We start from the raw sequence: 25,738 nt of genomic DNA, 5'->3' as shown, positions 1-25,738 counted from the left end.
CGTTACCGGAGTCACCGAGTCACCGAATCACGGTCACCGGGCTACGGGCTCCGATCCGGTCGCGTAGTAGGCCTTGCAGACGCCGTCGCTGTCGTAGGCGGTCGCGATCTCCAGCAGCCGGGTGCCGTTCCGCACGGTCAGCAGCGGCGAGCTGTAGTTGGGGCAGTAGTTGTTGTACGGATCGGGAACGCTCACCGGCGCGGGGATCGCCCGCCACGGTCCGGCCGGTCCGTTGTCGCTGACGAAGACGGTGCGCCCGTTGCCCTCGGCGACGGTGCCGTCCGCGGCGTAGAGCATCTGCCCGGTCAGGAAGAGCCTGCCCTCCCGCCCGCGGCCGGGTTCCCAGGTGATCGTCGGGGTGTGCTCGAAGTACGTGCCGTCGGCCGCCCGGACGGTCGGGCCGAGGTCGCTCGGGTCGCCCCACTGCGCACCGTCACTCGACTCGCGGTAGTGCACCTTGCAGTCGTACGACGGTCCGCACACCTCGTAGGTCATCAGGTAGCGGCCGCCCGCGATCCGGCGGACGATGGACATTCCCGGGCGCGCGGCCGGGTCGTCGCTCGCCACCACCCGCTCCCGGTCGGTCCAGTGCACGCCGTCGGCCGACGACTGCGCGACGAGCATCTGGCTGTGCGCGGGCTGGTCGGTCTCGTCGGAGTAGAACACCACGAGCCGTCCGTCCCTGGTCACGGTGAACTCCGGCTCCCACAGGCCGCCGGTGTTCTGGGCGACCACCGGCGTGGCGAGGTGGGACCAGGTGCGGCCGTGGTCGTGGCTGGCCCAGATCGGGATGCTCATCTGCCGCGGGTTGGTGGACTGGCCGGCCGAGGACGCCCACAGCAGGGTGCCGGCGGGCAGGTCACCGACCCGTCGCGGAAGTTCGTACAACGTGGCGCAGCACAGTCCCTTCCCGTTCGCGCTGGCCGGGTCGGCGACCGTGCCGATCTGCTCGAACGACTTGCCCTCGTCCCGGCTGGCGTAGATGGCGCCCAGACCGGTGTTGCCGTCGAACGTCACCACGCTGCCGAGGATCGTGCCGTTGGCGGACCCGGAGTGCTGGAGGCGAACCAGGCGAGGGTAGAGGCCGACGTTCTGGCGAAGGAGGGTTCCGCTTGCGCCGGTCGCCGCCTGCGCCGCGGGTCCGTTCGTCGTTCCCACGACGGCGCCTCCGACGAGCACCGCGAGCGCGGTCAGCAGGAACCAGGCCTTGAGGCCACGGCGATGTGCGGCCATGACGAACCCTCCGATCTCGGTGGCGTACTCCACGAGCGGGCAGCTCTCCACCCTGCCACGGAGTGCGGCCCGCTGTGATCGACGAAGTCCAGGACTGGTCGACCATGCGGCGCCGGCGGGATTCGCGTGCTGGGATTGGGCGATGGACACAACAGACGCGGGTGCACGAGGAAACGTCGGCGAAGTGGACGACGCGGGCAGAGTTGGCAACGTCGGCAGCGCCGGCAAGCTTGGCGACGTCGTACGGGAGCTGACGCTGGCCGACGGTGAGGTCGCGTTCTACCACCAGTACGGCTACCTCCCACTGCCCGGTTTCGTCGAGCCGGCCGCGGTGGAGGCGCTGCGGACCGAAACCCTCGACGTGCTGGAGGCGAACGGCGTCTCGCGGGCCTCGTTGGAGCGGGCCAGCGGGGTGGGCGACAAGCTCCGGCAGTGTTCCGCGTACGTCGCCGGCTCGGTGCTCGACGACCTCATCAACTGCCCGGCGACCCTGGCCGTCGCCTCGCGACTCGTCGACGGCCGCGCGGTGCGCTATCTCCCGTTCACCGCGGTGAAGGCCGGCGGCGGCGGCGGGACCTTCCACCTGCACCAGGACAACAGCTACACCCGGCACGACCCGGCGATGGGATCGATCAACATCTGGGTCGCACTGGACGACATGACCCCGGACAACGGCTGCCTTCAGATCGTTCCGCGGTCGCACCTGGGCGAGCAGTTGCAGGCACGCGGCAGCGACGACGGCGACTCCCACCGCCAGGTGGACGTCGACCCGGCCACGGCCCTGCCACTCCGGATGCGGGCCGGTGACGCGGTCGCGTTCTCCCGGTGGACCGTGCACGGCTCCGGGCCCAACCACACCGACCGGCCGCGAGTGGCGTACGCGCTGCAGTACCACCGCGAGGACGTGCGGTGGCTGGACGCACAGACCGGTGAGTGGCATCTGCTGACCGACACCCCGCGTACGAACACCGAACCCGTGGCGACGCTGGACCACCGCACGCCCTGACGTTCACGCCTACGGGCATTCCGGGACGTCCGGAAAGGTTCGGGCTCCTGTCGGAGCCCTACGCGTTCGGCGTGCGACCGGCGTTGGGGATGCGGCCGGCGGCGGTGTTCATCGAAGCCAGCTTGTCGATCAGCGCGCCGGTCCGTATCGCCGCCGCCTGCTGCAGTGCGACGAGACGCGTGGGATCCCACGATGCGGCCACCTGGATCCGGGCCTGCTCGCGCACCGCCGCGGCCAGTGCGTCCCATCCGCGGTTGACGGCGACCACCACGGCGGCGGACAGGTCCTCGGCCGGAAGCCGAACTGCCTTCTGGCTGAGGTCGACGCTCGCGACCCGGCCGTCCGACGTCACCGTGGCGCGGACGAGGCCGTCGTCGTCCGCGCCCTCGCCGGACACCATCTCGGCCTCGGACCCCTCCTGCTCAACGGCACGCAGATGCGTGGCGACGGCTTCGCGGGCGATGTCCAGCACTCCGGTGAAATCCCGCGCGGTGACGTGGGGTTGATCTGTCATCGAACGACCTCCGGGAGGGTTCAGCCGAGCAGGGCCTCGATGACCTTGCTGAGAGCGAAGTTGATGGCGAGGCCACACAGCTTCTTGGCCACCGGAATCCACAACAGGGAAGCGCCGAAGGTGGCGACCGCCGCGGCGATCGCCTCGGCTATCTGGATGACCAGCAGGGTCAGCTGGACGATCACGGTGATCTTCAACGCCAGGACGAGGCCGGCCGCCACGAACAACGCGGGACCGATCAGCGTCGCTCCCTGACTGCCGTCCCTCAGCACCGTCGGACCGCGGTCCGGATGGGAGAACTGCCCGGAGAACGCGTCGACGTCCTGCCCCTTGTTCTGGCTGGTCACCGACTGGAACGGGGAGGTCGTACGACCGTGCGTGGCGGAGGCCTGGGAGCCGAAGCCCACCCAGGCGCTCCCGAGGTCGAACATCTTGACCTCGTCGGACTTGGGCCACATGTAGCCCAGCTCGTTGAGGAAGTCCGCCCCCCAGCCCGGCAGCATCAGTGGCGAGCCGGCCATCAGACCTCCACCCCGCCGAGGGTTCCGTCCAGGTCGGACATCGCCTTCGCGTTGCTCTGCTCGGTCCGCTCGTTGTTGTCGCCGGCGTACCTGAGTCTCTCCCCGAACCCGATGATGTCGTCGTGCGAGCCGGTGAACGACTCGTCCGCCAGCTGGAAGACGGCGCCGTAGGCCATGCCGATCAACCCGCCCACCAGGTCGTCGCCGAAGATGTCGCCCATGCCCTCCGACGTGTTCTTGAGGGCTGCCCAGGCGGCATGACCGTCGTCACCGATCCGCATCAGGTCCTTGCCGCTGTTGCGCAGCGCCTCCGGGTCGTTCTGGCGATCGTCGGACACGCCCTACTCCTCCTCGGCCTGGCGCCGGAGCTGCGCGACGGCGTCGTCGTACCGCTCGGTGAGCGACGCCACGTGCTCGTTGAGCACGTCCTGCAACTCGTCGAGGTCCTCCGCGATCACTCGCGGATCGACGCATTCGTCCTGGCCGGTCGCCTGCCCGGCCCTGGAACGCAGGTCGTCCAGCGCGGCGTTGATCGACTCCGTGAACTGCTGCCCCAGCAGGTCCGGCCCGCCACGCAGGGCCCGTGGGTCGAGGTCGATCGACTCGAGCCGGCCGCCGACACCGACGGTCGCCACGACCCGCCCGTCCGCGGCCCGGCCCACTCCGCGGAGCTCTTCGTCGTCGTCATTCGCCTGGTCGGTCGCGGGCACCTCGCCTGCCAGCAGGTCGTCGAGTTGCTCCCGCGCGGTGGCGAATCCCTGATCGAAGTCGTCCTGGTCCGTGAGTTCGATCTCGTCGTCGTCCAGGGGTCGGCTCATCCACACTCCTCCCGCTCCGCTCAGTCCGCGTCGGAATCCCACAGCAGCTTGAAGTCGAGCCCGGCCAGGCCGAGCCCTCTCAGTTCGTCGACCACCGGCTCGGTGTAGAAGACCGCACCGGATCGTTCCTGTGGGATCTTGAAGACCGACCGCTCCGGAATCGCCCGCTGTGCGAAGACGTACTTCTCGATGACCATCAGGTCGCCGTCGGGAAACCGCACGAGCTTTGAGCGGCTCTCGTCCAGGGCGTCCAGCACCACGAGCGGGTTGAACAGGGCGACCCGTGCGTCCGGGCACGTGAGCGGCAGGAGTTCACCGAAGGAGTCCAGGACCGGCCCGGCGAGGTCGATCCCCTGGTCGCGGAGCACCAGCGACCAGCTACCGAGCCAGGGAAAGTCCGCTCGGAGCAGGGGTGCGCCCGAGTCCTCGTCGGTGGTGCCGAGCTCGACCGGAACGGGCGTCCAGTCCGCCGCCAGGGAAGTGGCGTCGAGCTCACCCAGCTGTTCCAGGTCGTCCTCGTCCTCGGTCGTGAGGAACTCGTACTCGCCGACGGGGTACAGCTGGAAGACTCTCACTTCTGGATCTCCACTTCACGATCAGGGCCACATGCCCTTGTCGAGCTGGGCGCGGACGTAGCTTAGGACAGCGACCACCTGGTCCTCGTTCTTACATCTTCGAAGGAGGCCCCACAGCGCGTCGTAGTACGCCCGGCTGTGGGTCGCCTGGTGCGGCGACTTGCTGAACGGGTTCGGATACTTCGACGCGTCCCTGCCATGTGGGAGCCAGCTTCCGTTGACCGGTTCGTCGAGGTGGATCTTGTACTTCTCCAGGATCGCCCGGGCCCGCCGCGCGGAAACATAGTTGGAGGCCTTCGGCACCAGGTGTGCGGCGTCGTCGGTGAGCTTGCCGGCGGCGTTCTTCATGCCGCGTCTCCCGGCCACCTCCAGGTTGTGACCGAGGTTCTTCGACAGGTACTTCTTCTCCACCAAACGCAGCAGGTCCGCCGCCGCCTCGGTGATCTTTGCCCTCTTCGCGGCTGCCAGCAGAGCTGCCCTCGGTACGTTCGCCATCCCCGTTGCCCCCACGTCACCGGTGCCGGTTCCGACTGATCTTGGGATCGATCGAGTGTGGCAGCTTTCGGGGAGTCCGGGGGGAACGCCTGTGGACAACTTCGGTCGAGCCGGGCGCAGGTGCCCGGGCGCCGACGTACGTCAGCGGTCGGAGCTGGATCCGAGCCGCGCGGACGGTCGCTGGTACAACGCGCCGGACCTGCGCGGGGGTGTGACGACGGTGCCGACGCGGGTGAAGCCCATCCGCTCGTAGTAGCGATGGAGTTCCTCGTTGCGGCGGTGTACGTCGACGCGCAGCCAGGACTTCCCGGCTCGCGCCGCGCGGTCGGCGGCCCAGGCGAGCAGGTGTTCGCCCACGTGGTGACCGGCGACCCGGCCCGCGATCGCGAACCGGAAGATGTAGAGCGCGTCCTCGGGCCCGCCGGGCCAGGCGTGGGCGAAGTCCGGGTCGGCGTGCGGGCTGAGTGTGATGGTCGCGACGTACCCCCGGTCGTCGGAGCCGAGGTAGAGGTAGCCGTCGGCGACGTACTCCTCGATTCGCCGGGCCCGCCAGCCGCCGTCGCGTTCGAACCTCGTGGGCCACTGCTCGACGCCGTGCTCGGCGAGCCGCTCGGCGGCCTCGGTCAGCAACGCGAACACGGCGGGCAGGTCCGCCTCGGTCGCCGGGCGCATCGTCGGCAGCGGGGCGGGCTCGGGTTCGGAATCGGAATCGGGTTCGGTGTCGGGCTCGGGTTCGGTGTCGGGGCTCATGGCTGTAGGAGCCTCCCCGTCAGCCCTCTCGCTCAACCCCCTCGAAGAGCTGAACGAGAGCACTGGTGTCGAGCGCCCCGAGTCCGGCCGAGCGGCCCTCCTCGTTGAGGCCGACCACGGCCCGCGCGACCGGCGCGGTGATGCCGGCCTCCTCGATCACGGCGAGCCCGAGCCGGTTGTCCTTGGCGAGCAGGTCGACGGTGAACGCGGGGGACCAGTCCCGGTTGGCGATCTTGGGCGCGATCTCCCGGAACAGGTTGCTCACAGACGCGGCACCGGAGTCGGCGAGCGTGGAGTAGTACGTCTGCGGGTCCAGCCCCAGGCGTTCGGCCGTTGCCATCGTCTCGGCGGTGATCGCGTTGATGGCGCCGAACATCAGGTTGTTGAGCAGCTTGAGGATGCTGGCGGCGCCGACGTCGCCGACCCGGATCACCCGGGCCGCCACCTTCTCCAGCACCGGTCGGGCGAACGCCAGATCGTCCTCGGTGCCACCGACGGGAAGGGTCCACGCGCCGCACCGGTGCGGGCGGCCCAGCACCGGCGCGTCCAGGTAGCCCACGCCGATCTCGGCGGCCGCCGTCGCCATCGCCCTGGCTGTCCCGGGGTCCACGGTGCTCAGGTCGGCGATCACCCCCGGGGCGCCGGCCGCCGCGAGGACGCCGCGCTCACCTGCCACCACCTTGCGTACGACGTCGGGGCCGGGCAGGGACAGAAGTACGACGTCCGCCTCGGCGGTGAGCTCGGCGACGTCCGCGGCGACCACCGAGCCGGCCGCCTCCTGCCGCCGGACGCTCGCCTCGTCGACGTCCCACACGACCAGCCGGTGGTGCGGGCGGAGGACGTCCGCCATGGCCGCGCCCATGGTGCCGGTGCCGACGATCCCGACGGTGCCGACGCCGCCCGTGCTGTGTGTCTCCTCGACCATGCTGTCGCCCTCCTCGTGGTACGCCCGCAGACCGGGCCACTATGGTGCACGAAGTCCCGGTGAGGAGGATCAGGTGCAACGCGTACGCCTGGAGTACGGCGACGGTCACCTCGACGTCGACCTGCCCGACCACGCCACGGTGGTCCAGTCCGGTAGCGCGGCCCACGAGCCGGCCGGCCTGGCGGACCCGATCGGCGCGACCCGTGAGGCGGTCCGAAACCCGCTGGGCACCGAGCCCCTGGCCAGCCTGGTCAGGCCCGGCTCACGGGTGACCATCGCCTTCCCCGACCGGGTGAAGGGCGGCGCCCACGTCACCGCCCACCGCAAGGTCGCGATCCCGGTGGTGGTCGAGGAGCTCGAACGCGCCGGTGTACGCCGACAGGACATCACCCTGGTGTGCGCGACGGGGCTGCACCGCATGAACACCCGGGAGGAGTTCGCGGCCTACCTCGGCCAGGACGTGCTCGACCTCTTCGAACCCGGCCAGATCGTCAACCACGACGCGGAGGACCCCGACGGCATCGTCGCCCTCGAAGCCTCCGCGCTCGGGGACGTGGTCGAGGTCAACCGCCACGTCGTCGAGTCCGACCTGACCGTGCTGATCAGCCACGCGGCGGGCAACCCGTACGGCGGGTTCTCCGGCGGCTACAAGATGCCCGCCACCGGGCTGACCACCTGGCGGTCCATCCGCTGCCACCACACGCCGGGCAGCCTGAACCGCGACGACTTCGTGCCGATCTCGCCGCACAGCCACTTCCGGCACCAGCTCGCCGCGATCGGGAAGCGGATCGAGGAGGCGTTGCCGCGGCCGTTCTTCACCGTCGACGCCGTGCTGAACGCCCGGTCCGAACAGGTCGCGGTGCTCGCGGGCAGCATCCCCGCCGTGGAGGAGGCGTCCTGGCCGCCCGCCACCCGCCGGACCGAGCTGACCCTGCCCGGTGAGCCCGCCGACGTACTCGTCCTCGGGATGCCGCGCAGCTTCCACTACGGCAACGGCATGGGCTCCAACCCGGTCCTGATGATGCAGGCGATCGGCGCGTCGATCGCGCGTGCCAAGGCGGCCTTGACACCGCACCCGGTGGTGATCGCCGCCTCGGTGTGTGACGGGTGGTTCAACGACACCGAGTTCCCTTCGTACGAACGAACCTACGAGCTGTTGCAGACCGTCCACCGTCCCGCCGACCTGGCGAAGTACGAGGACGAGCTGTGCACCGACGCGGGCTACCTCGACCGCTACCGCACCGCGTACGGCTACCACCCGTTCCACGCGTTCTCCATGGCCTACATGGGCGGGCTGGCCCGTGAGTACGCCCGAGCCGTCTACGTCGCGGGTGCGGTCAGCCCCGGCCACGCCCGGGGTATGGGAGCGATTCCAGTGCCCACCGTCGAGGAGGCGCTGGCCGAGGCGCGCCGGCATGTCGGAGCCGACCCACGCATTCTCGTCGTGCCGAGTTTGTCCAAGCCCGCTTACCACCTGCGCAGCGAGCGGCTGGCCGGGTGACCGCCCGCAGCGGGGGTGGAAGGTGGCGGATCACGCCCGCAGGAGGGCGTTCATCGTCTTCGTGTGCAGCGGGGAGGTCACCGCGCCGTCGACCAGCGGGTCCTTGGTCTGCACCATCCACTCCGCCAGCTTCGCGGACAGCTCCGCCACGATGCCGGCCTGCTCCGGATCGTCCACCAGGTTGGTGAGCTCGGCCGGATCCGCCGCCAGGTCGTACAGCTCGAGCGACGGGTGGTAGGACGCCAGGCCCTCGGTCTGCACCTTCGGCCGGCACCGCCGCATCCAACCCTGGCTGGGATCCATGAACGCCGGCGCGGAGGTGAAGTTGGCGATCAGCTTGTGGCGTTCGGTCCGTACGCACCGGCGCGGGTCGTAGTAGTCGTGGTAGGTCATCTCCCCGAAGATCTCCTCCCGGCGGGTGTGCTCCTCGCCGTCGAGCAGGGGAAGGAAACTGCGCCCGTGCACGTCGTCGCCGGCCGTGCCACCGGTGGCCGCCAGCAGCGTGGGGAGCAGGTCCACGTGGGACACCATCGCGTCGCGCACCTGCCCGCCGGTCCAGCCGCCGTCGGGGTAACGGATGATCAGCGCGACCTCCAGCCCCGGGTCGTACAACGAGCACTTGGCCCGGGGGAGCGCGAGACCGTGGTCGGTGGTGAAGATCATGATCGTGTTGTCGGCCGCACCCAGCCGGTCCAGCTCGGCCAGCACCCGACCGGCGGCGGCGTCCATGTGCCGGACCGCTCCCTGCAGCTCGGCGAGCTCGGTGCGCGCCGACGGGGTGTCCAGCAGGTACGGCGGAATCGCCACGCCCAGGCTGTCGTCCGGCACCACGTGGTTGCCCAGGAAGCCCATCACCCCGGGCTCGTCGCGGTCACCGGCCATCCGGTGCGGCTCGAGGAACCCGACCTGCAGGTAGAACGGCCGGTCACCCTCGACGAGCTGCCCCAGCTGGTCGACCGCAGCCTGCGACACCGGCTCCGCCCTGGTCGAGGTGGTGTCCACGTGGTCGAAGCCGAGCCGGTCGGCGAGGTCCTCGTCGGCGCGTGCCCGGGACTCGTGCTGCACACCGAGCAGCACGCTGCGATAGCCCTGGTCGCGCAGCAGGCCACCCAGGTGGCGTTCGCCGGGGTGCAGGTCCCAGGCGAAGTCCTGGTGGGTCAGCCCGAGCACGCCGTTGACGTGTGGGTAGCGGCCGGTGAACAGCGACGCCCGCGACGGGCTGCACTGCGGTGCCGTGGTGAACGCCCGGTCGAAGCGCACGCCGTCGGCGGCCAGCGCGTCCAGATGCGGGGTGGCGACGGTCTCGTTGCCGTAGCAGCCGAGAAACCGTCCGAGGTCGTGACAGTGCATCACGACGACGTTGGCCGGGGTGGGTTCGTCCTGTGGCATCGAAGTTCTCCTTCGCCGGAATGCGCTCCGAGTGGGCTTCGACGCCCCAGTCTGCCCTGTGTCCTCTGCGCCGGTCGACGCCCCTACGCCAGGTGGTCGAGCTACGCCAGGTGGTCGAACTCGATGGCGAGGCAGTTCACCTCGTCCACCGGCCGGCGTTTGGGCAGCTGGGCGACGAGCACGCCGCCGGCCCGCTCGAACGGCACCTGCCCGCCGCCGAGCAGCCGCACCGAGCGGGCCCGATCCTCCGGACGCAGGCTGTGGATCACCGTACGGCCGTCCTCCGGCCACCGCAGCTGGAACGCGTAGAGCGTGTCGCCCCTGCGGGTGAAGCGGAGGTCGGTGCTCGTCCACTCCACCGCGTCCTCGCGGAAGCCCTCGATCCGGACCGCGCTGCCGCCCTCACCCGACACCCGGAACGGCCGGGTGCCGTAGATGCCCTCGCCGCACACGTCGATCCACCGCCCCATGGACGTGAGGATGTGGGTGCACTCGTCATCGAGCGTGCCGTCGGGCCGCTGCGGGATGTTCAGCAGCAGGTTGCCGTTCTTCGAGACGATGTCGACCAGCAGCTCGACCACGTGGCCGGCGGTCTTGTAGTCGTCGCGGACGTTGTAGAACCAGTCGCCCACCGAGGTGTCGGTCTGCCAGGGCTCGGGTTTGATGTCGGGTTCCTGGCTGCGCTCGATGTCCATGACGCCGACGGAGTAGATCTCCTGACGGCGGTCCTTCTGGTTGTAGACCGCCTGGTTCACCCCGCCGTTGCGGGCGGCGCTGGCGTTGTAGAGGTAGGAGATTGCCTGCAGGCCGATGTCGTAGCCGTTGTTCTCGCCGAACGGCACGGGACCGTCGGAGTACAGCAGCTCCGGCTGGTAGAGGTCGATGATCTCCTTCACCACCTCCAGCCAGTGCTGGTGCCAGCGCTTGTTGCCGGTGTACCAGTTGGCGATGTCCAGCTTGCCGCCGCTGTCGGGGTCGTAGTGCTCGCGGTTGGGCAGGTAGAACTCCTCGTACGCCTCGTCGTTGCCGTCGTACGGGATTCCGGCGTACGGGCCCAACTTGTCCGCGCCCTTGTTCACGTTGGACCAGGAGAAGGCGGCGCCGTGGTGCTCGGTGAGGCCGAACGGCAGTCCGCGTGCGTCCGCGGCGTCCTTCCACAGCCGGGTGATGTCCTTCTTCGGGCCCATCCGGACCGAGTTCCACCGGTGGATCCGCGAGTCGTAGTTGAAGAAGTTGTCGTGGTGGGTGGCCTGGCCGACGAAGTACTTCGCACCCGCCGCGACATAGAGGTCCATCAGGCCTTCGGGGTCGAAGTTCTCCGCCTTCCACCGCTCCACGATGTCCTTGTAACCGACCTTGGACGGGTGGCCGTACATCCGCAGGTGGTGGCGGTACTGGTCGTGGCCCTCGATGTACATGTTCCGCGCGTACCAGTCGCCGTACATCGGGACCGACTGGGCGCCCCAGTGCGACCAGATGCCGAGCTTGGCGTCGCGGAACCAGTCCGGGCACTCGAACTGACGGAGCGATTCGAAGGTGGCCGCGAAGGGCGCGGCGGAGGTGTCGGTGGACATCGCGGAACGGCGCTCCTGCCTACGGCCGGAAAGATCGGATGTTTCGTACCGTAACGTCGCCGAGGAGGGTGTCAAGAGGTCTGCGCGCGGTTGGCGTCCAGCACCTGACGCAGCCAGATCTCGGTCGAGCGCACGTGCAGCAGAGCCGCGGCCTGCGCGGACGCACTGTCACGGGCCTGGAGCGCGGCGTAGATCCGTTCGTGTTCTGCCATGGTGCGCTCGGACGCATCGGCCTCGAGAATGTCGCGCCACACCCGCGCGCGCAGTGACCGGCTGGACACTCCCCGCACCATCGACGCCAGCGTCTCGTTGCCCGACGCCTCGCCCACCAGGTCGTGGAACTCCGCGTCGAAACGTACGAACTCCTCGTGCCCGTCGGCCTGGCGCATCCGGCCCAGGCTGGCGCCGATCTCCTGCAGGTGGCCGGCGCTCGCCCGGTCCGCGGCCAGCGCGGTGACCGCCGGCTCCAGCACGCGCCGGACCTCGATGAGTTCCAGCGCGGAGTCGTCCCGCATCATCTCGACCGCGAATCCGATGCCGTCAAGGAGAAGTTGCGGTCGCAGGCTCGTGACGTAGGTGCCGTCACCGCGGCGTACGTCGAGAACCCGGGCGGTGACCAGCGCGCGCACCGCTTCGCGCGCACTGCTGCGGGAGACGCCCAGCCGTTCGGCCAGCGTGGCCTCGGGGGGAAGGCGGGAGCCCGGTCCGAGTTCGCCGCCGATGATGAGTTGGCGAACCTTCTCGATCGCCGCCTCCGTCACCGGAGCTGCCACCGGATCGTCCTTTCGCCTGGGCCCGCGGACGCGGACTGTCCCCACCCCTTATTTCTCGCACGTGCGAGGGGGGCAATACAAGACTTATCTTTGCGCATCGGCTGCACCAGACTCAGGGGCCATGGACGAGCTTGAGTACGCGGGCACACCCACCCTGATCGTGATCAGCGGCCCCGCCGGTTTCGGCAAGACGACCCTCGCGCACGCGGTCGCGCGCTCGGTCGGCTGCCCGGCGATCTGCCGGGACGAGATCAAGGAGGGCATGGTGCACGCCCACCCCGAGTTCGACGGGGCCACACCTGGAGATCCACTGACCCAGCGGACGTTCCCGGTCTTCTTCGAGGTTCTCGAACTCCTGCTGAAGGCCGGCGTCACCGTGGTCGCGGAGGCGGCCTTCCAGGACTGGAACTGGAAGCGCGGCCTGGAACCTCTGCAGGGGCTCGCGGACCTCCGCATCGTGCAGTGCACGGCCGATGTGGGGGTCGCCCACGCCAGGAACCTTCGCCGCTTCGCCGACACCCCGACCCGGCGCGCCCACGCCGACGCCCAGGGGCCGCAGACGCTGGAGGAGGCGACGAAGCACTACGACTCGTTCGTACGACTGTCCCTGCCGGTACCGACGATCACCGTCGACACCACCGACGGCTACGACCCGGCCCTGGAGGAGGTCGTCGCGTTCGTCGGTGGCTGAACGCCCCAGGGCAGCCGTTCGTGAACCGTTGTTCAGTCGCCGGTCGTGCCGTCGATGAGCTCGCGGATGATGTCGATGTGCCCGTTGTGGCGGGCGTTCTCCTCGACCAGGTGGTGCAGGATCCAACGCAGGTTGAACTCCCGGCCGTCGCGGAACCGCTGGGCGCCCTTCATGTCCAGATCCCAGCCGGCGATCTGAGCGTCGTGTTCGCGGGCCATCTGCTGGTAGTCGGCGATCACCTCGGCCAGCGGCATGGTGAGCCGGTAGTGGAACTCCCGGTCGGGGTCCTCCTCGGTCCAGGGTCCCTCGTCCTCGTGGCCGAGCAACCGGCACTGGATCCAGGAGTACTCCACCCAGCGCAGGTGGCTGATCACCCCGGAGACCGTCATCAGCGGCGAGGTGGGCAGTGGGGCCTTCGCGGCGTCGGCATCTGAGAGGCCTTCGGCTTTCGCGATGGCGGTCTTGCGGGTGTAGTCGAGCATGGTCAGCAGTGTTGAGCGCTCGTCGAGGGCGGAGGGTACGTCGTCGCGTGTAGTCGTCATGCGCCGATCCTGCCCGCTGCCGCCGCGCCGACGCGAACCGGTTTCTCGCGCGGGCCCTCGGACGCTGAGCCCACCACTTGTATCAACTGATTGACACAAGTGCCACCGTCGGGTCTATGCTCCGCTTGTATCAAATTGCTGACACAAGGAGCGCTGCCGTGTCCGGTGGTTTCGCGTTCGCCCTTCCGCTGCTGGCGTTGGTGGCCTGCCTGGCCGTGGCATGGCGGGCAGTTCCGCGCCGCCGCGCGCTGGTCGCCGTCGACGAGGCCGCTCACCCGGGGCTCGCACGGCTTCGCCGCTCCACGTTGCTCGGCCGCGGACTGGCGATGGTGGTGGGTGCGATCGCCGCGGTGGTGACCGCCTCGACGGGAGGACTGGGCCGCGGGTTCGCGGTCGCCCCCGCCGTGTTCGCCGCGGTCCAGGTCGTCGGGGTGCTGGCCGTTGATCTCCTTGCTCGCGACGACGCCCGGACGCCGGGTACGGCAGGCCTGGAGGTCCGGAGGGTGCGCGACTTCTCCGCCCGGGGGCTGGTACGGGTCGCCGTCGCGGCGGGTGCGGTGCTGGCGCTGTTCCTCGCCTGGGCCGGAGCCGTCGCGGGACCGGACGATCTCGGGCGAGCAGGCCGTGCCCTGACGTACTCGTGCACCGCGGGCTGCGACCACGGGACGTTGAGTCCCTGGCCGGGCTCGTACTACTCGGTTCCGATGGCCGTCGCCTTGCTGCTCGTGCTCGCCGGTGTCGCCATCCGGGTGACGGTACGACGCCCGCGCAACGGGGCGGTGCCGGAGATCGTCGCCGTCGACGACGTGGTCCGCAGGCGTTCGGTCGAGTCCGTACTCGCCGCGCTCGGCGTCGCGTTCACCGGAAGTCTCGCGGGCGCAGCACTGCCTGCGGGTGGCCGGCTGGCAGGTCTAGGGCAGAACCACGGGCCGGTTGTCCTGCAGGCCACGGGCTGGTGCATGGTCCTGGCGGGCCTGGTCGCGTTGGTGTGTCTCGTGTGGTGCCTGGTCGTGCTCCTGCTTCCGGGCGCGGGTGCCGGTGCTGAGCCAGATCGCGGTTCCCTGCCTGCCTCGCCTGGCACTGGCGGACGGGAGCAGGCGCGGGGATGACCGTCGAACTGCGCGTCGATGGGAACGATCCCACTCCGCCGTACGAGCAGCTACGCCGCCAGCTGGCCAACCTGATCGAGGCCGGCACGCTCGCGGACGGAACCCGGCTGCCGCCGGTCCGCCAGCTCGCCGCGGACCTCGCTCTGGCCACCGGCACCGTCGCCCGGACGTACCGCGAACTGGAGAAGGCAGGCCTGGTTCGCTCACGCCGCGCGGCGGGTACCACGGTCACCGCCCGCCGGGCAGAGCTGTCGGGCGCGGACCGGCGGGCCCGGCTGGGCGAGGTGGCGTCGGCCGCGGTTGCGCAGGCCCGCCACCTCGGGGCGAGCGATGCCGAGCTCCGCAGGGCGATCGAGTCGGCGCTTCGCCGATCACACGGGTAGAAACACGGGTAGAAACCAGTCGCGTCGGGATCAAGGTCGCGTCTAGCATCCCGAGCCATGAGCCTGTAGGTATCCACTCACGGTGGTCGCGGCCGCTGGTCGTGTAGCCGTTCCGCGTCCACCCGGCCGCGTCGCGCGACGACGCCGCCGGGCGTCGGTGGATGCCTTCGCGAGAACCAACTCACCTCGCCGATCTCGGCGTCACCTCTCGCTGCCCCGGAGCCACCGATGCGACCGCATGAACGGCTCGACCCTGCCCTCTTCCCCGAAGATCCGCCGCTGGACACCGCACTGCTGGACCAGCATCTGCTCAGGAACGCGACTGCCGTTCGCACGTTGGTGGACACGGCCGCACCGACCGCTCGCGACGTGGTGGCCGACCTCGGCGCCGGCACGGGGGTGATCACCCGCGGGCTCCTTCGCCGCGCGGTCGCGCGGATCTACGCCGTCGAGCTGGACCGAAGGTTCGAGCCGTACCTCGAACCCCTGACCCGTTCCCACGACGTACGACTGCTCTGGAACGACTTCCTCGACGTCGACCTGCCCACGGTCACCAAGGTGGTGGCCAATCCGCCGTTCCGGGCAACGGAGCATCTGCTGGAGTGGCTACGCCGGCTACCGGCTCTCACGTCGGCGACTCTGGTGATGGGCCACGCGTTCGGTGACAGCGCTGTGGCCGAACCCGGCTCGGCGCGTTACGGGAGGCTCAGCCTCAAAGTCCAGGCCGGGTTCACGGTTGGCATGGTCGATTCGCTGTCCGCGAAGGACTTCCACCCGCCGGCGCGCAGCCCGGCCTGCATTCTGCACCTGGTGCCGAGGCGTTGTACGACCTCGATCGACGCGGTGATGGACGACGCTTTCACCCGTCGCGCCGGGATGAGAATGAAGGATCTGTTGTGGTACCTGGAGTTCCGAAGTCCGGTGCTCGGAACCCGGTCGGCTCGGCACGGGCTGGTTGCCAAGTTGCGCAGCTCGCCGGTGGTACGACAGCTTCAGCAACGACGACTCCAGCAGGTCTCCTCCCATGACCTCTCACACCTCATGGCCGAACTCCACCGCCGTTGCCAGCGCTCCGCCGGGCCATCGGCAGCAAAACTGATCGACGGTCCACGGCGTTCCACCTAAGGTGTGCGCGTGCCGCACTACTCACATGTACTCGCCTGGCTGTTGGGCCTGGAGGGGATCGCCCTTCTGCGCAGTCAGGCTGGTGACGATCTGGGCCCGAGCCGCGAGTTCGTGCAGGCTCGCCTGGACGAGGTCCGCGCTCTGCTCGCCGATCCCGACCTGGCCGCGCGACCCGGTGGGACGGTCGGCGACATCGGCACTCGCGAGGGCTACGCCCAGTGGGTCCATTCCTACGACGACGCCGGTAACCCGCTGATCGCGGCCGAGGAACCGGTGGTGCGTCCTTTGCTGGACGCGCTGAAGCTCGGGCGGGTGCTGGACGCCGCCTGCGGGACCGGCCGGCATGCGCAGTATCTTGCCGAACTCGGACACGAGGTGGTCGGTGTCGACTCGTCGCCGGAGATGCTCGATCGTGCGGGGATCAAGGTTCCAGGCGGGGATTTCCGGGCAGGCGAGATCGACAGGTTGCCCTTTCCTGACGAGAGTTTCGACTCCCTTGTCTGCGCCTTGGCGCTGACCTACCAACCGCGGCTGGATCCGACCTTGGCGGAGTTCGCGCGCGTGCTGCGGCCGGGTGGGCAGCTGATCCTGTCCGACATCCACTGGCTGTCGCTGTACCTCGGCGGCGTCTCGTCGGTCGACGGTCCGGAGGGGAGACTCGCGATGCCCGCCAGCCGCTTCCTGCCGTCGGACTACCTCAGCGCCGCGATCGCCTCCGGGTTCACGGTCCGCGCCTGTCACGAACCCCGGTGGGGAGACGTTCCCGGCGGTCACGGTGGTTCGGACGCACAGCGCTACTGCCCGGAAGCGGTACGCGCGGCGTGCCGGGACACTCCGGCGCTGATCGTGTGGCACCTGGAACGGACCGCGTGAGCACCGGCCCGCAGGAGCCCCGGTTCGTCGAGTACACCGACGACGCGCTGCCGGCCGAACTCCGGTGGCAGGTGCTGTCCTTCCTGCGGATCGTGTGGCCAGAGGGCTTCACCGGCGATCTTCGCTACCGCGACTGGATCACCCGCTCCGAGTACCAGCCGTACCACCTGCTCTACGTCGCGGGCAGTCTGGTGGTCAGTCATCTGGAGATCGTCGACCACGAGGTCGAGTGCGATGGAGTGACCTACCAGGCACAGGCCCTGACGGGCGTACTCACGTTCCCGTCGTTTCGGCGTGAAGGCTGGGCGGGCCGGCTCGTGACGGCCGCGTGCGGACGGATCGAGGCCGGCGACGCCGACCTCGGGCTCATCTGTTGCTCGCCCGAGAACGTCGGCTTCTACGCCGGCGCTTCCGGCTGGGCGCCGATTCCCGGGGCCCAGGTGGTGGTCGGTGACGGGGAGCATGCCTGGCCGACCGGGCAGTCGGCACTCGCCACGTTCCTGTCGGAGAAGGGGAATCAGGCCCGTGATGCCCTCAGTCGTTCGCCGCTTCGGCTCCGGGACGAGGTCTGATGCGTAAGCCAGACGTGGACCTTCGCGGGTTGAACGCCTTGCTGGTCGAGATCTTCGGGCCGCAGCAGGAGTTCACCTGCCGACGGACACCGACGGGATCGTCTACCCAGGTCTACCGGGTCGACCGGGGTACCGAGACCTTCTATGTGCGGGTCGCGGAGGAGGAGCAAGCCAGCCTTGCGCCGGAGGCCGAACTGCATCGCGCGCTCCACGCGGCAGGCGTGCGAGTGCCCGCGGTGGTGCACTACGAACCATTCGACCACACGTTGGCACGCTCGATCATGGTGACCACGGAGGTGCACGGCGCGCCGATGAGTGCCTCCACTCCCACCCGGGCGGTGGCGGAGATCGGCCGTTCGGCCGGACGCGACCTGGCGCGAATCCACGGCGTTCCGGTGCATGGTTTCGGCTGGGTTCGCCGCGAGCACGACCGGGCCGGCTGGCCGCTGCGCGCGGAGCATCGCACGTACGCCGAGTATGTCGACCCGTCGGCTGTCGCCGGTGCACTTGCTGGGATCGGGTTCTCCACCGACCAGGTTCGTGCCATCGAACGGCTGTTGCAGGAGGCTGTCGAGACCGGACCCACCGCAGGGGTCGGTTCGGTGGCGCACGGCGACTTCGACGCCAGTCACATCTTCGAGAACGACGGGTCATACACGGGGCTGATCGACTTCGGTGAGATCCGGGGGACCGACTACACGTTCGACTTCGCAACGCTCTGTCTGAACGCCGAGGAGGTTCCGCCGGCCGGGAAGCTCCTTGGATTCGTAGAAGAGGGGTACGCCGAGGTGCGCGCGCTCCCGGACGACCATACCCGCCGGATCTACTTGGCGGGTGTGCTCAGTGCCGCTCACCGGCTGTCGACCTGGTACGAACGTGACGGCGAGCGAGCCTTCGACGGATGGTTCTTCCGCTGGATCCGGGACTGCCTCGTCGGCATGCTCGAGTCCGGACGAGTGCCAACGGCAGGTTGACGCCGACCAAAGTCTCTCGCCGCAGGAGGCTATGCCGAAGCCCTGGCGCGCAGAGCTCGGTCGAGCCAGTCGAACACCGGCGCGAGACTGTCCGGGGCGTGCCATCCGTTGATGGACGCAAGCAGCTGGAGGTACCGATCCCGTCGTGGATCGTTGGCAGCCTCCAGCCATCTCAGCAGCCGGTCGCGGACGTCGGCCCCGTCAGGGCTGGAAGCGCGTGCGTACCGGTCGACCACCTCCGCGACGACCGGCCCCGCCTGAGGCGAGGTGGGATCGATTCCAGTACGCACAGCAGGCGCCACCAGGTCCGGGACCATCGCGGCGAAGTCGCGTCGTACACCGCCGTCCCCGTGCAGGGAGCGCTCGACCGCGTGCTGCTCGGCCAGTCGGCGCAGGCCGGCCCGAAACGTCGGGTCGCTCGTCAGCTCCGCCAACTCCACCCACGCCTCGACCTGCGAGGGCTCGGGGTCGTCGGGCAGGCACGGCGTCATCGTGCGCGTGATCGCCCCGAACTCCTGTCCGGTCCCCACGCCGCCGAAGATGGAGTCGAGAAACTCCTCGACCAACCGTCGGCGTTCGACTTCGGTGAGTTTGGCCAACCTGTGCATGAGATTCGTCTCCTCCGGTGTGCTACCGCGCCTGGCCACCGCTGTCAGCACCGCCTGCCGCAGGCGTAGCAACCGGATCTGCACGGCGAGTGCGTCGGCGTGCGCCGCCGCGATCTCCTGAAGCGAGACCTCGTGGTCCACGACCCTGCGGATCGTGGGCAGATCGAGTCCGAGGGCGCGCAGCGTCCGGACGAGTTCCAGGCGCGCCAGGGCGTCGGCGTCGTATCGGCGGTAGCCGGTCGGGCTACGGTCGGTCGGCGGCACGATCCCGCGGTCGGAGTAGAAGCGGATGGTCTTGACCGTGAGTCCGGTCAGCCGCGCCAGTTCACCGATCGTGTAGAGCCTGCCGTCGTTCATGACCCGACCCTCGCGCCTCCCCTTACGGGAGGGTCAAGCGCGTCGCCGCCGCTTCCGCCGGGGCGGGCGGTGGAAGAGCAGCAGATCCCGGACGTACGCCGGCACGGCACGCCAGGGGATGTCGTACTCGTCCCCGGAGTCGACGAGGACCAGGGTCGTCTCGTCCCGCACCGCACACATGACGGCGACACCGTTGCCGGTGGCCAGCTCGACCAGGACGTCCGTCCGGCCAGGAAGCGCCGGCGCGGGGCGTACGACGATCTGGTACGTCACTCCCGCGAGCTCGAGCCGTCGGGAGATCTCCGCCGTCAACCGGTCGATCCGCCTGGTGAGGCGGCGTCGGTCCGCGCGCTCGTGACTTTCGGTCATCGGTGGGCCTCCGCCGCGCGACGAGGACAGGGCGCGGCCGGGGACCTCCGGCCACGAAGGTCCGACCCTATCCTGCGAAGGACCGCCGGCGCTGACTCGCGGCGCTGACTCGCGGCGCCGGGCTCGAGGTCGGGACGAAGGGCGAGGCGTGTCCGAGTCGGGCCACGTCACTACTTATGGTCTTGACCGATATCCCACACCGGTCGACACTTCCCTCACGACGGGGCGAAGGAGTCGAGCGGACATGACAACGGCACGCGCGGGCGGACCCGAACGCAGGAGCCTGTTGAAGTGGGGCGGAGGCACCCTCCTGGGAAGCTGGCTGCTGTCCGGCTGCGACCTGCTGTCGACCGACCCGTCGGACAAGAAGCGAAGCGGCCAGAAGAGCGCGGGTTCAGGCAGTGACGTCAAGGAGGCACCGTCGCTGGCCGCCCAGGTCAAGCAGGGCAAGCTGCCTCCGCTCGCGCAGCGGCTGCCGAAGAAGCCGGCGGTCGTCAAGCCGCTGCAACAACTCGGCAACTACGGCGGCACCATCCGGATGGCGACCACGGTGCAGTCCGGCGCGCACTTCCTCATCGTCGCGCGAGAAGGTCTGGTCGAGTGGGCTCCCGGCACGACGGACGTCGTGCCGGGCCTGGCCGAGTCGTGGGACATCACCGAGGGCGGAAAGGTCTACACGTTCCACCTTCGGGAGGGCGCGAAGTGGTCCGACGGCCATCCCTTCACCGCCGACGACCTCGTCTTCTTCTACGAGTCGGTCCTGTCCAACACCGAGCTCACGCCCGTCTTCCCGACGTGGCTCACCATCAACGGCAAGCCCGGCACGATCTCCAAGATCGACGACCACACCGTGAAGTTCGCCTTCGACGGACCGCACGGACTTCTCCTTCGCCAGATGGCGTTCCGGGGCGCGTTCCAGGGCAGCCTGCTGACGCCGAAGCACTATCTCAGCCAGTTCCACGTCGACCACGCACCGAAAGCCGAGCTTGACAAGAAGGTGAAGGCGGCCGGGTTGAAGACGTGGACGGACCTGTTCGTGGCGAAGGCTTCGCCGGGTGACAACCCCGACCGGCCGGCGATGGGTCCGTGGAAGCTCACCCACCAGCTCACCGCCAGCGACCCTCGCTTCGTCGCCGAACGCAACCCGTACTACTGGAAGGTCGACTCCAAGGGACGCCAGCTCCCGTACGTCGACACCATCACCCAGGCCAAGCTGAGTCCGGAAACCATTGCGCTGCAGGCGATCGGCGGCGACCTGGACATCCAGTTCGAGACGCTCAACGTCCGTGACCTGCCGGTGCTCGCCGACTCCGCGAAGAAGAACGGCTTCCGGCTGCTGCGGTGGGCAAGCGACGCGCCGTGGATCGCGATGTACATGAACCAGAGCGACAAGGACCCGGTGCTTCGCGGGTTGATGCAGAACATCGACTTCCGTGCCGGACTGTCCCATGCGCTCAACCGCGACGAGATGAGCAAGATCCTCTACGCGGGTGCGGGCGGAACGCGCCAGCCGTGCGCGGTGCCGCAGGACGACTACTACATCAAGGGATCCGGCAACCGGTTCACCGCGTACGACGTCGCCAAGGCCAACGCCTATCTCGACAAGGCGGGGGTGGACAAGCGGGACGGGAAGGGCTTCCGGCTGCGGCCCGACGGCAAGCCGCTGGAGCTTTCCATCACCACGTTCACCTTCGAGTACGGCGGAACAGCCGACGCCTCGGACGCGTACGAGATCGTCAAGGCGAACTGGCAGAAGGTCGGGGTGCGGACCAACTTCCAGAGCGTCGCCGGACCGCTGTGGTCCGAACGCGCCACCGGCAACCTGCTCGACATCCCCGGCTACACGGTGGCCGGGCTGCTGTGGGACGTGGACCCGGTTTGGTACGTGCCGACGTCGAGATCCTCCTACTGGGCGCCGGCGTACGGCGAGTGGTACGAGACCGGCGGCAAGAGCGGGGTGGAGCCGCCGCCGCAGTTCCGAAGGCTGCAACAGCTCTACGACCAGATGGCCAGCGAGGTCGACGAGCAGAAACGGCTCACCATCGGCCGGCAGATTCTCAAGGCGCACGACGAGAACGTCTGGATGATCGGTACGGTCACCGCGCCGTTCGCCCCGGTCGTGGTCAGCGCGGACCTGGTGAACGTGCTGAGCGACGCGGTGCTGAGCTACCGGCTGCAGTTCATGGCGACCAGCGCGATGGAGCAGATGGCGTACAAGAACCCCGAGGACCACTGACGAACGACTGACGAGGGCAACGCGCTGATGTCGTACTTGTGGTACTGGCCGGACGGGGGATGGGACTTCGCGGCCTGGAAGTCGCGCCAGTCCTGGGAACCGGTGGTCAGCGAGCAGTCCGGCTCGGCCGAACCGCTGCCGCTGTTTGCCGACTGCCCACCCGGGAAGCGGCTCGAGCGCTGGGAGCAGGCGCGCGCCGGTTGGCAGGCCGTGTCCGCCGAGGTCCTCGGCTCGGTGAACGACGTGCCGCCCGCAACCATGTCGTGGGAGTACCTCGGGGACGAGTTCGTGGTCACGCCGCCGGCGCCGGGTCACTCGTACGCGATGCGCCGGCTGCGCTACCCGCTGACCGACGACGAGTGGGGCTACGCCTGGCTGCTGACGCCCCGCGACCCCACCGGCCACGCCGGCACCGAGCCTCGTCCCGCCGTCGTCGCCCTGCACCAGACCACGGCGTCCGGCAAGGCCGAGGTGGTCGGCCTGGAGACGACCGGCAACACCAGCCACGTGCAGTACGCCGCCGAACTCGCCGCCCGTGGGTTCGTCGTCCTGGCGCCGGACGCCATCGCGTTCGGGGAGCGCCAGGCCGGCCACACCAACGCGCATTACCGGTCGGCCGAGGAGTTCTTCGCCGCCCACCCCGACGGCTCGGTGATGGCGAAGATGGCCTTCGACGTGTCCCGGGCGGTCGACCTGCTGCAGGTGCTGCCGCAGGCCGACGCGCGCAGGGTCGGATGCATCGGCCACTCCCACGGCGCGTACGGGACGTTGTTCGCCATGCTGGCCGAGCCGCGGATCGCGGCCGGCGTCGCCAGCTGCGGACTGAACCTGCTGCGGCGGGACCCGTCGCGGCACCGGTGGTGGCGCCAGACCGCGCTGATCCCGCGCCTCGGCCTCTACGCCCCGGCTGTCGAGCAGACGCCGCTGGACTTCCACCACTGGCTGGCGCTGGTGGCGCCCAGACCGCTGATGGTCGTGGCCGGCAGGAGGGACGCGATCTTTCCCGACGTGGGGGAGGCGCGCTGGCTGGACCAGGTGCGCGAGGTGTACGCGGCGTACGGAGCCGACGGGTCGTTCGTGCCCTGGGTCTTCGACGGTCCGCACACGTTCCCACCCGCCGCTCGGCGACAGGCGTACCGCATGCTCGCCGGGGTACTCGACCTGCCCGAGTCATGACGTGAGGAAGTGGCGACTGGCCGGAGTCGGACATTCAGTCGACGGATCCGGAATAGGGCGGCGAGTCACCGGTGTTGCACCGGCCGATGACCGGACGGTACTTCTGGCGGCGCCTGCATGTCGATCTGCGACGGCAGGCCAGCTGTGCGTGTCGACGCTACCCAGCGCTGTAGTACTCACGCATCCGCGTACCTGCCATCTCTTTCCGCCTTTACTTCCGGAGGCTCCGCACCATGGTCGACTCGGCCACCGAAACCACCGCGCCCAGACGGCGCATCTCCGTACCCTTCTGGGCGCAGGTCCTGCTCGGCCTGGCGCTCGGCCTGGTCCTCGGCGGCATCGCCCGCGGGTTCCAGGTCAACTGGCTCGCGGAGACCCTGACCCAGATCGGCACGATCTTCGTCCAGTTGCTGAAGATCACCGTCGTACCGCTGATCTTCACCGCGATCGTCGCGAGCATCGCCAATCTCCGCGAGGTCCGCAACGCCGCCCGGCTGGCCGGGCAGACCCTGCTCTGGTTCATGATCACCTCCCTCATCGCGGTGGTCATCGGGATGGCGATCGGCCTGATCACCAACCCCGGGGCGAACAGCGGGCTGACCCCGGAAGGCGCGTCCTACAAGGGTGGAAGCGGCACCTGGCTGGACTTCCTGAGCGGTCTGGTCCCGGCCAACTTCCTCGGACTGACCGCGAGTACGCAGACCGGTGACACCGGACCCACCACGTCGCTGGACTTCAATGTCCTGCAGTTGGTCGTCGTCGCCGCCGCCATCGGCATCGCCGCGCTGAAGGTGGGCGACAAGGCCGAGCCCTTCCTGGCGTTCAACCGTTCGGCGCTGGAGATCGTGCAGAAGGTGCTGTGGTGGATCATCCGCCTCGCACCGCTCGGCACGCTGGGCCTGATCGGCAAGGCGATCGCGACGTACGGCTGGAACCTCCTCGCCCCGCTGGCCGTCTTCACCGTCGACGTGTACGTCGGTTGCGCGCTGGTGCTGTTCGGCGTCTACTCGATCCTCGCCCGGGCGCACGGGCTTTCGCCGATGAAGTTCTTCTCCGGTGCGTGGCCCGCGATCCAGTTGGCCTTCGTGTCCCGGTCCTCTGTGGGAACGATGCCACTGACCCGGCAGGTCGCCATCCGCAACCTCGGTGTGCCCGAGTCGTACGCGTCGTTCGCGGTGCCGTTCGGCGCGACCACCAAGATGGACGGTTGCGCGGCGATCTACCCCGCGCTCGCCGCCATCACGGTGGCGCAGATCTTCGGCGTGCCGCTGGGCATCAAGGAGTACCTCCTCATCGCGTTCGTGTCGGTGTTCGGCTCCGCCGCCACCGCTGGGCTCACCGGCGCGATCGTGATGCTGACGCTCACCCTGTCGACGCTGGGCCTGCCGCTGGAGGGCGTCGGCCTGCTCATCGCCATCGACCCGATCCTGGACATGATGCGGACCGCGACCAACGTCGCCGGGCAGGCGCTGGTGCCGACGCTGGTGGCCAAGCGGGAAGGCATCCTGGACGAGGCGATCTACAACTCCGAGCGCGTCGACCTGATCAACGAGCCGACGGAACCGGAGCCGGAGCGAGAGCGCGTGGTCGCGACGGCATAATCGCGAAACCTGCTGCGTACATCGCAGTCTCACTCGGCGACGCCCCTGTCCTCTCCGGAGGCCAGGGGCGTCGCCGTTTCTTTGTCGTAGCGACCTTTTCGCTGCGGAGGCGGAAGCTAGGCTCCACACGCGCGAGACGGAACTGGTCCAGCACGGGCGTTTATTGCTCCCGCAAGTTTTCACTCTTGCCGGCCAGCCTCACAAGAGGCGAGGCCCGTGCTCGGGCGGGAGAATCATTCACGGGTGTACGAGGTGATCTTCTCCACCTATGGTCGATGAATGCGCGAGCAAGAGGATGCTGTCCGTGAACTGGATGACAGCGGTGTCATACGCGCATTGCGGTGGGCATGGGGGAGTGCGCGAAGGTCCACTCTGAGATCGTTCGATCCCGATACGGGGCACGATCAGGGGTGGCTCGGATACACCGCGTACAAGGTGTTCTCGAACAGACTGGATCGAGTCTTCCGCTGCAGGAAGTTCGAAGTTCGTGCCGACCAGTCTCACTTCGAGCGATGCCAGATCCTTGCTAAGGGCATGCCGCGATGTGACTTCCAGGGGATTCCGGTCCTGCGTTCGGATCTGGTCGAGCGTGACGATCTCAACGGGTCACCGGGGTGGCGTCGAGGTTCCTGGCAGATACTCCTTCAGTCCTTCGGAGGACAAGACGTGGACCACATCATGTGGTCGCAGAAGAGCCGAACGAAGAGCAACGTCGCTAGTCAGTCCGATCCTGATCAGCCGCCATTGCCTCGGGACGTCGTAGATCTGCGGATGGCGGCGGACGTGCTGGGTGAACTCCCGGACGCTCCAGCCGCAGAGCTTTCGGTGGTCCAGTTGGTTTGTGCATACGCCATCGACTTTCCCTCGGGAGATGCCACGCTCCACCTAGGTCGGCCACGTCATGCACGGAGAAATGAGATCACCTGGCGCTGGCGCGAAAGAATCGACGAGGGCGGTGACGACGACGGTGACGCGGGAGGCGTGCTCCAACCGTCGCACGCACCTTCCCCTGACTCCGCGGAGAGCGTCATGCAGTGACCGCGCTGAC

At 68.9% G+C, this 25,738-nt stretch carries 29 protein-coding genes; 14 read left to right on the top strand and 15 right to left on the bottom strand.

The window, feature by feature from the left end; all coding sequences use genetic code 11:
• Nucleotides 1–33: 33 nt before the first annotated feature.
• Complete coding sequence (locus F4554_RS23455; protein WP_202889432.1) at nucleotides 34–1,266, bottom strand: sialidase family protein; 1,233 nt, start codon at nucleotides 1,264–1,266, stop codon at nucleotides 34–36.
• A 109-nt stretch (nucleotides 1,267–1,375) separates the two neighbouring features.
• Here F4554_RS23455 and F4554_RS23450 point away from each other — a divergent pair, with 109 nt between their 5' ends.
• The gene (locus F4554_RS23450; protein WP_179789560.1) at nucleotides 1,376–2,239 is read left to right on the top strand and encodes a phytanoyl-CoA dioxygenase family protein; all 864 of its coding nucleotides are present in this window, start codon (nucleotides 1,376–1,378) and stop codon (nucleotides 2,237–2,239) included.
• 58 nt (nucleotides 2,240–2,297) lie between these two features.
• Here F4554_RS23450 and F4554_RS23445 read toward each other — a convergent pair whose 3' ends face one another.
• The 8 genes from F4554_RS23445 to F4554_RS23410 all read right to left on the bottom strand — a co-directional run bounded on the left by F4554_RS23445 (nucleotide 2,298) and on the right by F4554_RS23410 (nucleotide 6,837).
• Nucleotides 2,298–2,753, bottom strand: a complete 456-nt coding sequence (locus F4554_RS23445; RefSeq protein ID WP_179789559.1) for a YbaB/EbfC family nucleoid-associated protein — start codon at nucleotides 2,751–2,753, stop codon at nucleotides 2,298–2,300.
• Nucleotides 2,754–2,773: 20 nt separating this feature from the next.
• On the bottom strand, nucleotides 2,774–3,274 hold the full coding sequence (locus tag F4554_RS23440; RefSeq protein WP_179789558.1) for a WXG100-like domain-containing protein: 501 nt from the start codon (nucleotides 3,272–3,274) through the stop codon (nucleotides 2,774–2,776).
• On the bottom strand, nucleotides 3,274–3,612 hold the full coding sequence (locus tag F4554_RS23435; RefSeq protein WP_179789557.1) for a hypothetical protein: 339 nt from the start codon (nucleotides 3,610–3,612) through the stop codon (nucleotides 3,274–3,276). Before F4554_RS23435 ends, F4554_RS23440 begins: the two co-directional genes overlap by 1 nt.
• Nucleotides 3,613–3,615: 3 nt before the next feature.
• On the bottom strand, nucleotides 3,616–4,092 hold the full coding sequence (locus tag F4554_RS23430; RefSeq protein ID WP_179789556.1) for a hypothetical protein: 477 nt from the start codon (nucleotides 4,090–4,092) through the stop codon (nucleotides 3,616–3,618).
• Between the two features lie 20 nt (nucleotides 4,093–4,112).
• A complete protein-coding gene (locus tag F4554_RS23425) occupies nucleotides 4,113–4,667 on the bottom strand; it encodes a hypothetical protein (protein WP_179789555.1) in 555 nt (184 codons plus the stop codon).
• A gap of 21 nt (nucleotides 4,668–4,688) precedes the next feature.
• Nucleotides 4,689–5,162: an AHH domain-containing protein gene (locus F4554_RS23420; protein WP_179789554.1), complete on the bottom strand. Its 474-nt coding sequence runs from the start codon at nucleotides 5,160–5,162 to the stop codon at nucleotides 4,689–4,691.
• A gap of 141 nt (nucleotides 5,163–5,303) precedes the next feature.
• Nucleotides 5,304–5,912, bottom strand: coding sequence for a GNAT family N-acetyltransferase (locus tag F4554_RS23415; RefSeq protein ID WP_179789553.1), 609 nt, complete (start codon nucleotides 5,910–5,912; stop codon nucleotides 5,304–5,306).
• 19 nt (nucleotides 5,913–5,931) lie between these two features.
• Nucleotides 5,932–6,837 carry an NAD(P)-dependent oxidoreductase gene (locus tag F4554_RS23410; RefSeq protein WP_179789552.1) on the bottom strand — a complete coding sequence of 302 codons (906 nt, stop codon included), beginning with the start codon at nucleotides 6,835–6,837 and terminating at the stop codon, nucleotides 5,932–5,934.
• Nucleotides 6,838–6,910: 73 nt separating this feature from the next.
• Between F4554_RS23410 and F4554_RS23405 the strand changes: the two genes are divergently transcribed.
• Nucleotides 6,911–8,338, top strand: a complete 1,428-nt coding sequence (locus tag F4554_RS23405) for a lactate racemase domain-containing protein (RefSeq protein WP_179789551.1) — start codon at nucleotides 6,911–6,913, stop codon at nucleotides 8,336–8,338.
• Between the two features lie 30 nt (nucleotides 8,339–8,368).
• On the opposite strand, the gene F4554_RS23400 is transcribed toward F4554_RS23405, so the two are convergent.
• From F4554_RS23400 to F4554_RS33770, 3 genes are all read right to left on the bottom strand, one after another.
• The gene (locus tag F4554_RS23400) at nucleotides 8,369–9,727 is read right to left on the bottom strand and encodes a sulfatase family protein (protein WP_179789550.1); all 1,359 of its coding nucleotides are present in this window, start codon (nucleotides 9,725–9,727) and stop codon (nucleotides 8,369–8,371) included.
• A 101-nt stretch (nucleotides 9,728–9,828) separates the two neighbouring features.
• Nucleotides 9,829–11,301, bottom strand: a complete 1,473-nt coding sequence (locus F4554_RS23395; RefSeq protein WP_179789549.1) for an alpha-L-fucosidase — start codon at nucleotides 11,299–11,301, stop codon at nucleotides 9,829–9,831.
• A gap of 71 nt (nucleotides 11,302–11,372) precedes the next feature.
• Nucleotides 11,373–12,074: a FadR/GntR family transcriptional regulator gene (locus tag F4554_RS33770; protein WP_337796173.1), complete on the bottom strand. Its 702-nt coding sequence runs from the start codon at nucleotides 12,072–12,074 to the stop codon at nucleotides 11,373–11,375.
• Nucleotides 12,075–12,195: 121 nt separating this feature from the next.
• On the opposite strand from F4554_RS33770, the gene F4554_RS23385 reads away from it, so the two are divergent.
• Nucleotides 12,196–12,765 carry a P-loop nucleotide/nucleoside kinase family protein gene (locus F4554_RS23385; protein ID WP_179789548.1) on the top strand — a complete coding sequence of 190 codons (570 nt, stop codon included), beginning with the start codon at nucleotides 12,196–12,198 and terminating at the stop codon, nucleotides 12,763–12,765.
• Between the two features lie 32 nt (nucleotides 12,766–12,797).
• Here F4554_RS23385 and F4554_RS23380 read toward each other — a convergent pair whose 3' ends face one another.
• Nucleotides 12,798–13,307 carry a DinB family protein gene (locus F4554_RS23380; protein WP_179789547.1) on the bottom strand — a complete coding sequence of 170 codons (510 nt, stop codon included), beginning with the start codon at nucleotides 13,305–13,307 and terminating at the stop codon, nucleotides 12,798–12,800.
• A 158-nt stretch (nucleotides 13,308–13,465) separates the two neighbouring features.
• Between F4554_RS23380 and F4554_RS23375 the strand changes: the two genes are divergently transcribed.
• The 6 genes from F4554_RS23375 to F4554_RS23350 all read left to right on the top strand — a co-directional run bounded on the left by F4554_RS23375 (nucleotide 13,466) and on the right by F4554_RS23350 (nucleotide 18,343).
• Entirely contained in the window at nucleotides 13,466–14,416 is a 951-nt protein-coding gene (locus F4554_RS23375; RefSeq protein ID WP_179789546.1) for a hypothetical protein, read from the top strand.
• The gene (locus tag F4554_RS23370) at nucleotides 14,413–14,799 is read left to right on the top strand and encodes a GntR family transcriptional regulator (RefSeq protein ID WP_179789545.1); all 387 of its coding nucleotides are present in this window, start codon (nucleotides 14,413–14,415) and stop codon (nucleotides 14,797–14,799) included. Before F4554_RS23375 ends, F4554_RS23370 begins: the two co-directional genes overlap by 4 nt.
• A 228-nt stretch (nucleotides 14,800–15,027) precedes the next feature.
• Nucleotides 15,028–15,924 carry an rRNA adenine N-6-methyltransferase family protein gene (locus F4554_RS23365; RefSeq protein ID WP_179789544.1) on the top strand — a complete coding sequence of 299 codons (897 nt, stop codon included), beginning with the start codon at nucleotides 15,028–15,030 and terminating at the stop codon, nucleotides 15,922–15,924.
• A gap of 9 nt (nucleotides 15,925–15,933) precedes the next feature.
• On the top strand, nucleotides 15,934–16,797 hold the full coding sequence (locus F4554_RS23360; RefSeq protein WP_179789543.1) for a methyltransferase domain-containing protein: 864 nt from the start codon (nucleotides 15,934–15,936) through the stop codon (nucleotides 16,795–16,797).
• Nucleotides 16,794–17,369: a GNAT family N-acetyltransferase gene (locus tag F4554_RS32540; RefSeq protein ID WP_179789542.1), complete on the top strand. Its 576-nt coding sequence runs from the start codon at nucleotides 16,794–16,796 to the stop codon at nucleotides 17,367–17,369. The genes F4554_RS23360 and F4554_RS32540 overlap by 4 nt, the downstream gene beginning before the upstream one ends.
• On the top strand, nucleotides 17,369–18,343 hold the full coding sequence (locus tag F4554_RS23350; RefSeq protein ID WP_179789541.1) for a phosphotransferase family protein: 975 nt from the start codon (nucleotides 17,369–17,371) through the stop codon (nucleotides 18,341–18,343). The genes F4554_RS32540 and F4554_RS23350 overlap by 1 nt, the downstream gene beginning before the upstream one ends.
• A 29-nt stretch (nucleotides 18,344–18,372) precedes the next feature.
• On the opposite strand, the gene F4554_RS23345 is transcribed toward F4554_RS23350, so the two are convergent.
• Both F4554_RS23345 and F4554_RS23340 read right to left on the bottom strand, forming a co-directional pair.
• Complete coding sequence (locus F4554_RS23345) at nucleotides 18,373–19,308, bottom strand: MerR family transcriptional regulator (protein ID WP_179789540.1); 936 nt, start codon at nucleotides 19,306–19,308, stop codon at nucleotides 18,373–18,375.
• 33 nt (nucleotides 19,309–19,341) lie between these two features.
• Nucleotides 19,342–19,677, bottom strand: a complete 336-nt coding sequence (locus tag F4554_RS23340) for a hypothetical protein (RefSeq protein WP_179789539.1) — start codon at nucleotides 19,675–19,677, stop codon at nucleotides 19,342–19,344.
• A gap of 244 nt (nucleotides 19,678–19,921) precedes the next feature.
• On the opposite strand from F4554_RS23340, the gene F4554_RS23335 reads away from it, so the two are divergent.
• From F4554_RS23335 to F4554_RS23320, 5 genes are all read left to right on the top strand, one after another.
• Nucleotides 19,922–21,913, top strand: a complete 1,992-nt coding sequence (locus tag F4554_RS23335; protein WP_179789538.1) for an ABC transporter substrate-binding protein — start codon at nucleotides 19,922–19,924, stop codon at nucleotides 21,911–21,913.
• A gap of 27 nt (nucleotides 21,914–21,940) precedes the next feature.
• Nucleotides 21,941–23,089: an alpha/beta hydrolase family protein gene (locus F4554_RS23330; RefSeq protein ID WP_179789537.1), complete on the top strand. Its 1,149-nt coding sequence runs from the start codon at nucleotides 21,941–21,943 to the stop codon at nucleotides 23,087–23,089.
• An 86-nt stretch (nucleotides 23,090–23,175) separates the two neighbouring features.
• A complete protein-coding gene (locus F4554_RS34115) occupies nucleotides 23,176–23,262 on the top strand; it encodes a putative leader peptide (RefSeq protein ID WP_420360760.1) in 87 nt (28 codons plus the stop codon).
• Nucleotides 23,263–23,322: 60 nt separating this feature from the next.
• On the top strand, nucleotides 23,323–24,690 hold the full coding sequence (locus F4554_RS23325; protein WP_179789536.1) for a dicarboxylate/amino acid:cation symporter: 1,368 nt from the start codon (nucleotides 23,323–23,325) through the stop codon (nucleotides 24,688–24,690).
• A 279-nt stretch (nucleotides 24,691–24,969) separates the two neighbouring features.
• Nucleotides 24,970–25,728 (top strand): hypothetical protein, encoded by a 759-nt coding sequence (locus F4554_RS23320; RefSeq protein ID WP_179789535.1) that lies wholly within the window; start codon nucleotides 24,970–24,972, stop codon nucleotides 25,726–25,728.
• The last annotated feature ends 10 nt before the right edge of the window (nucleotides 25,729–25,738 follow it).

The organism is Actinopolymorpha rutila (genome assembly GCF_013407855.1).
GTDB lineage: Bacteria > Actinomycetota > Actinomycetes > Propionibacteriales > Actinopolymorphaceae > Actinopolymorpha > Actinopolymorpha rutila.
This window is presented reverse-complemented; position numbering and strand designations above follow the sequence as displayed.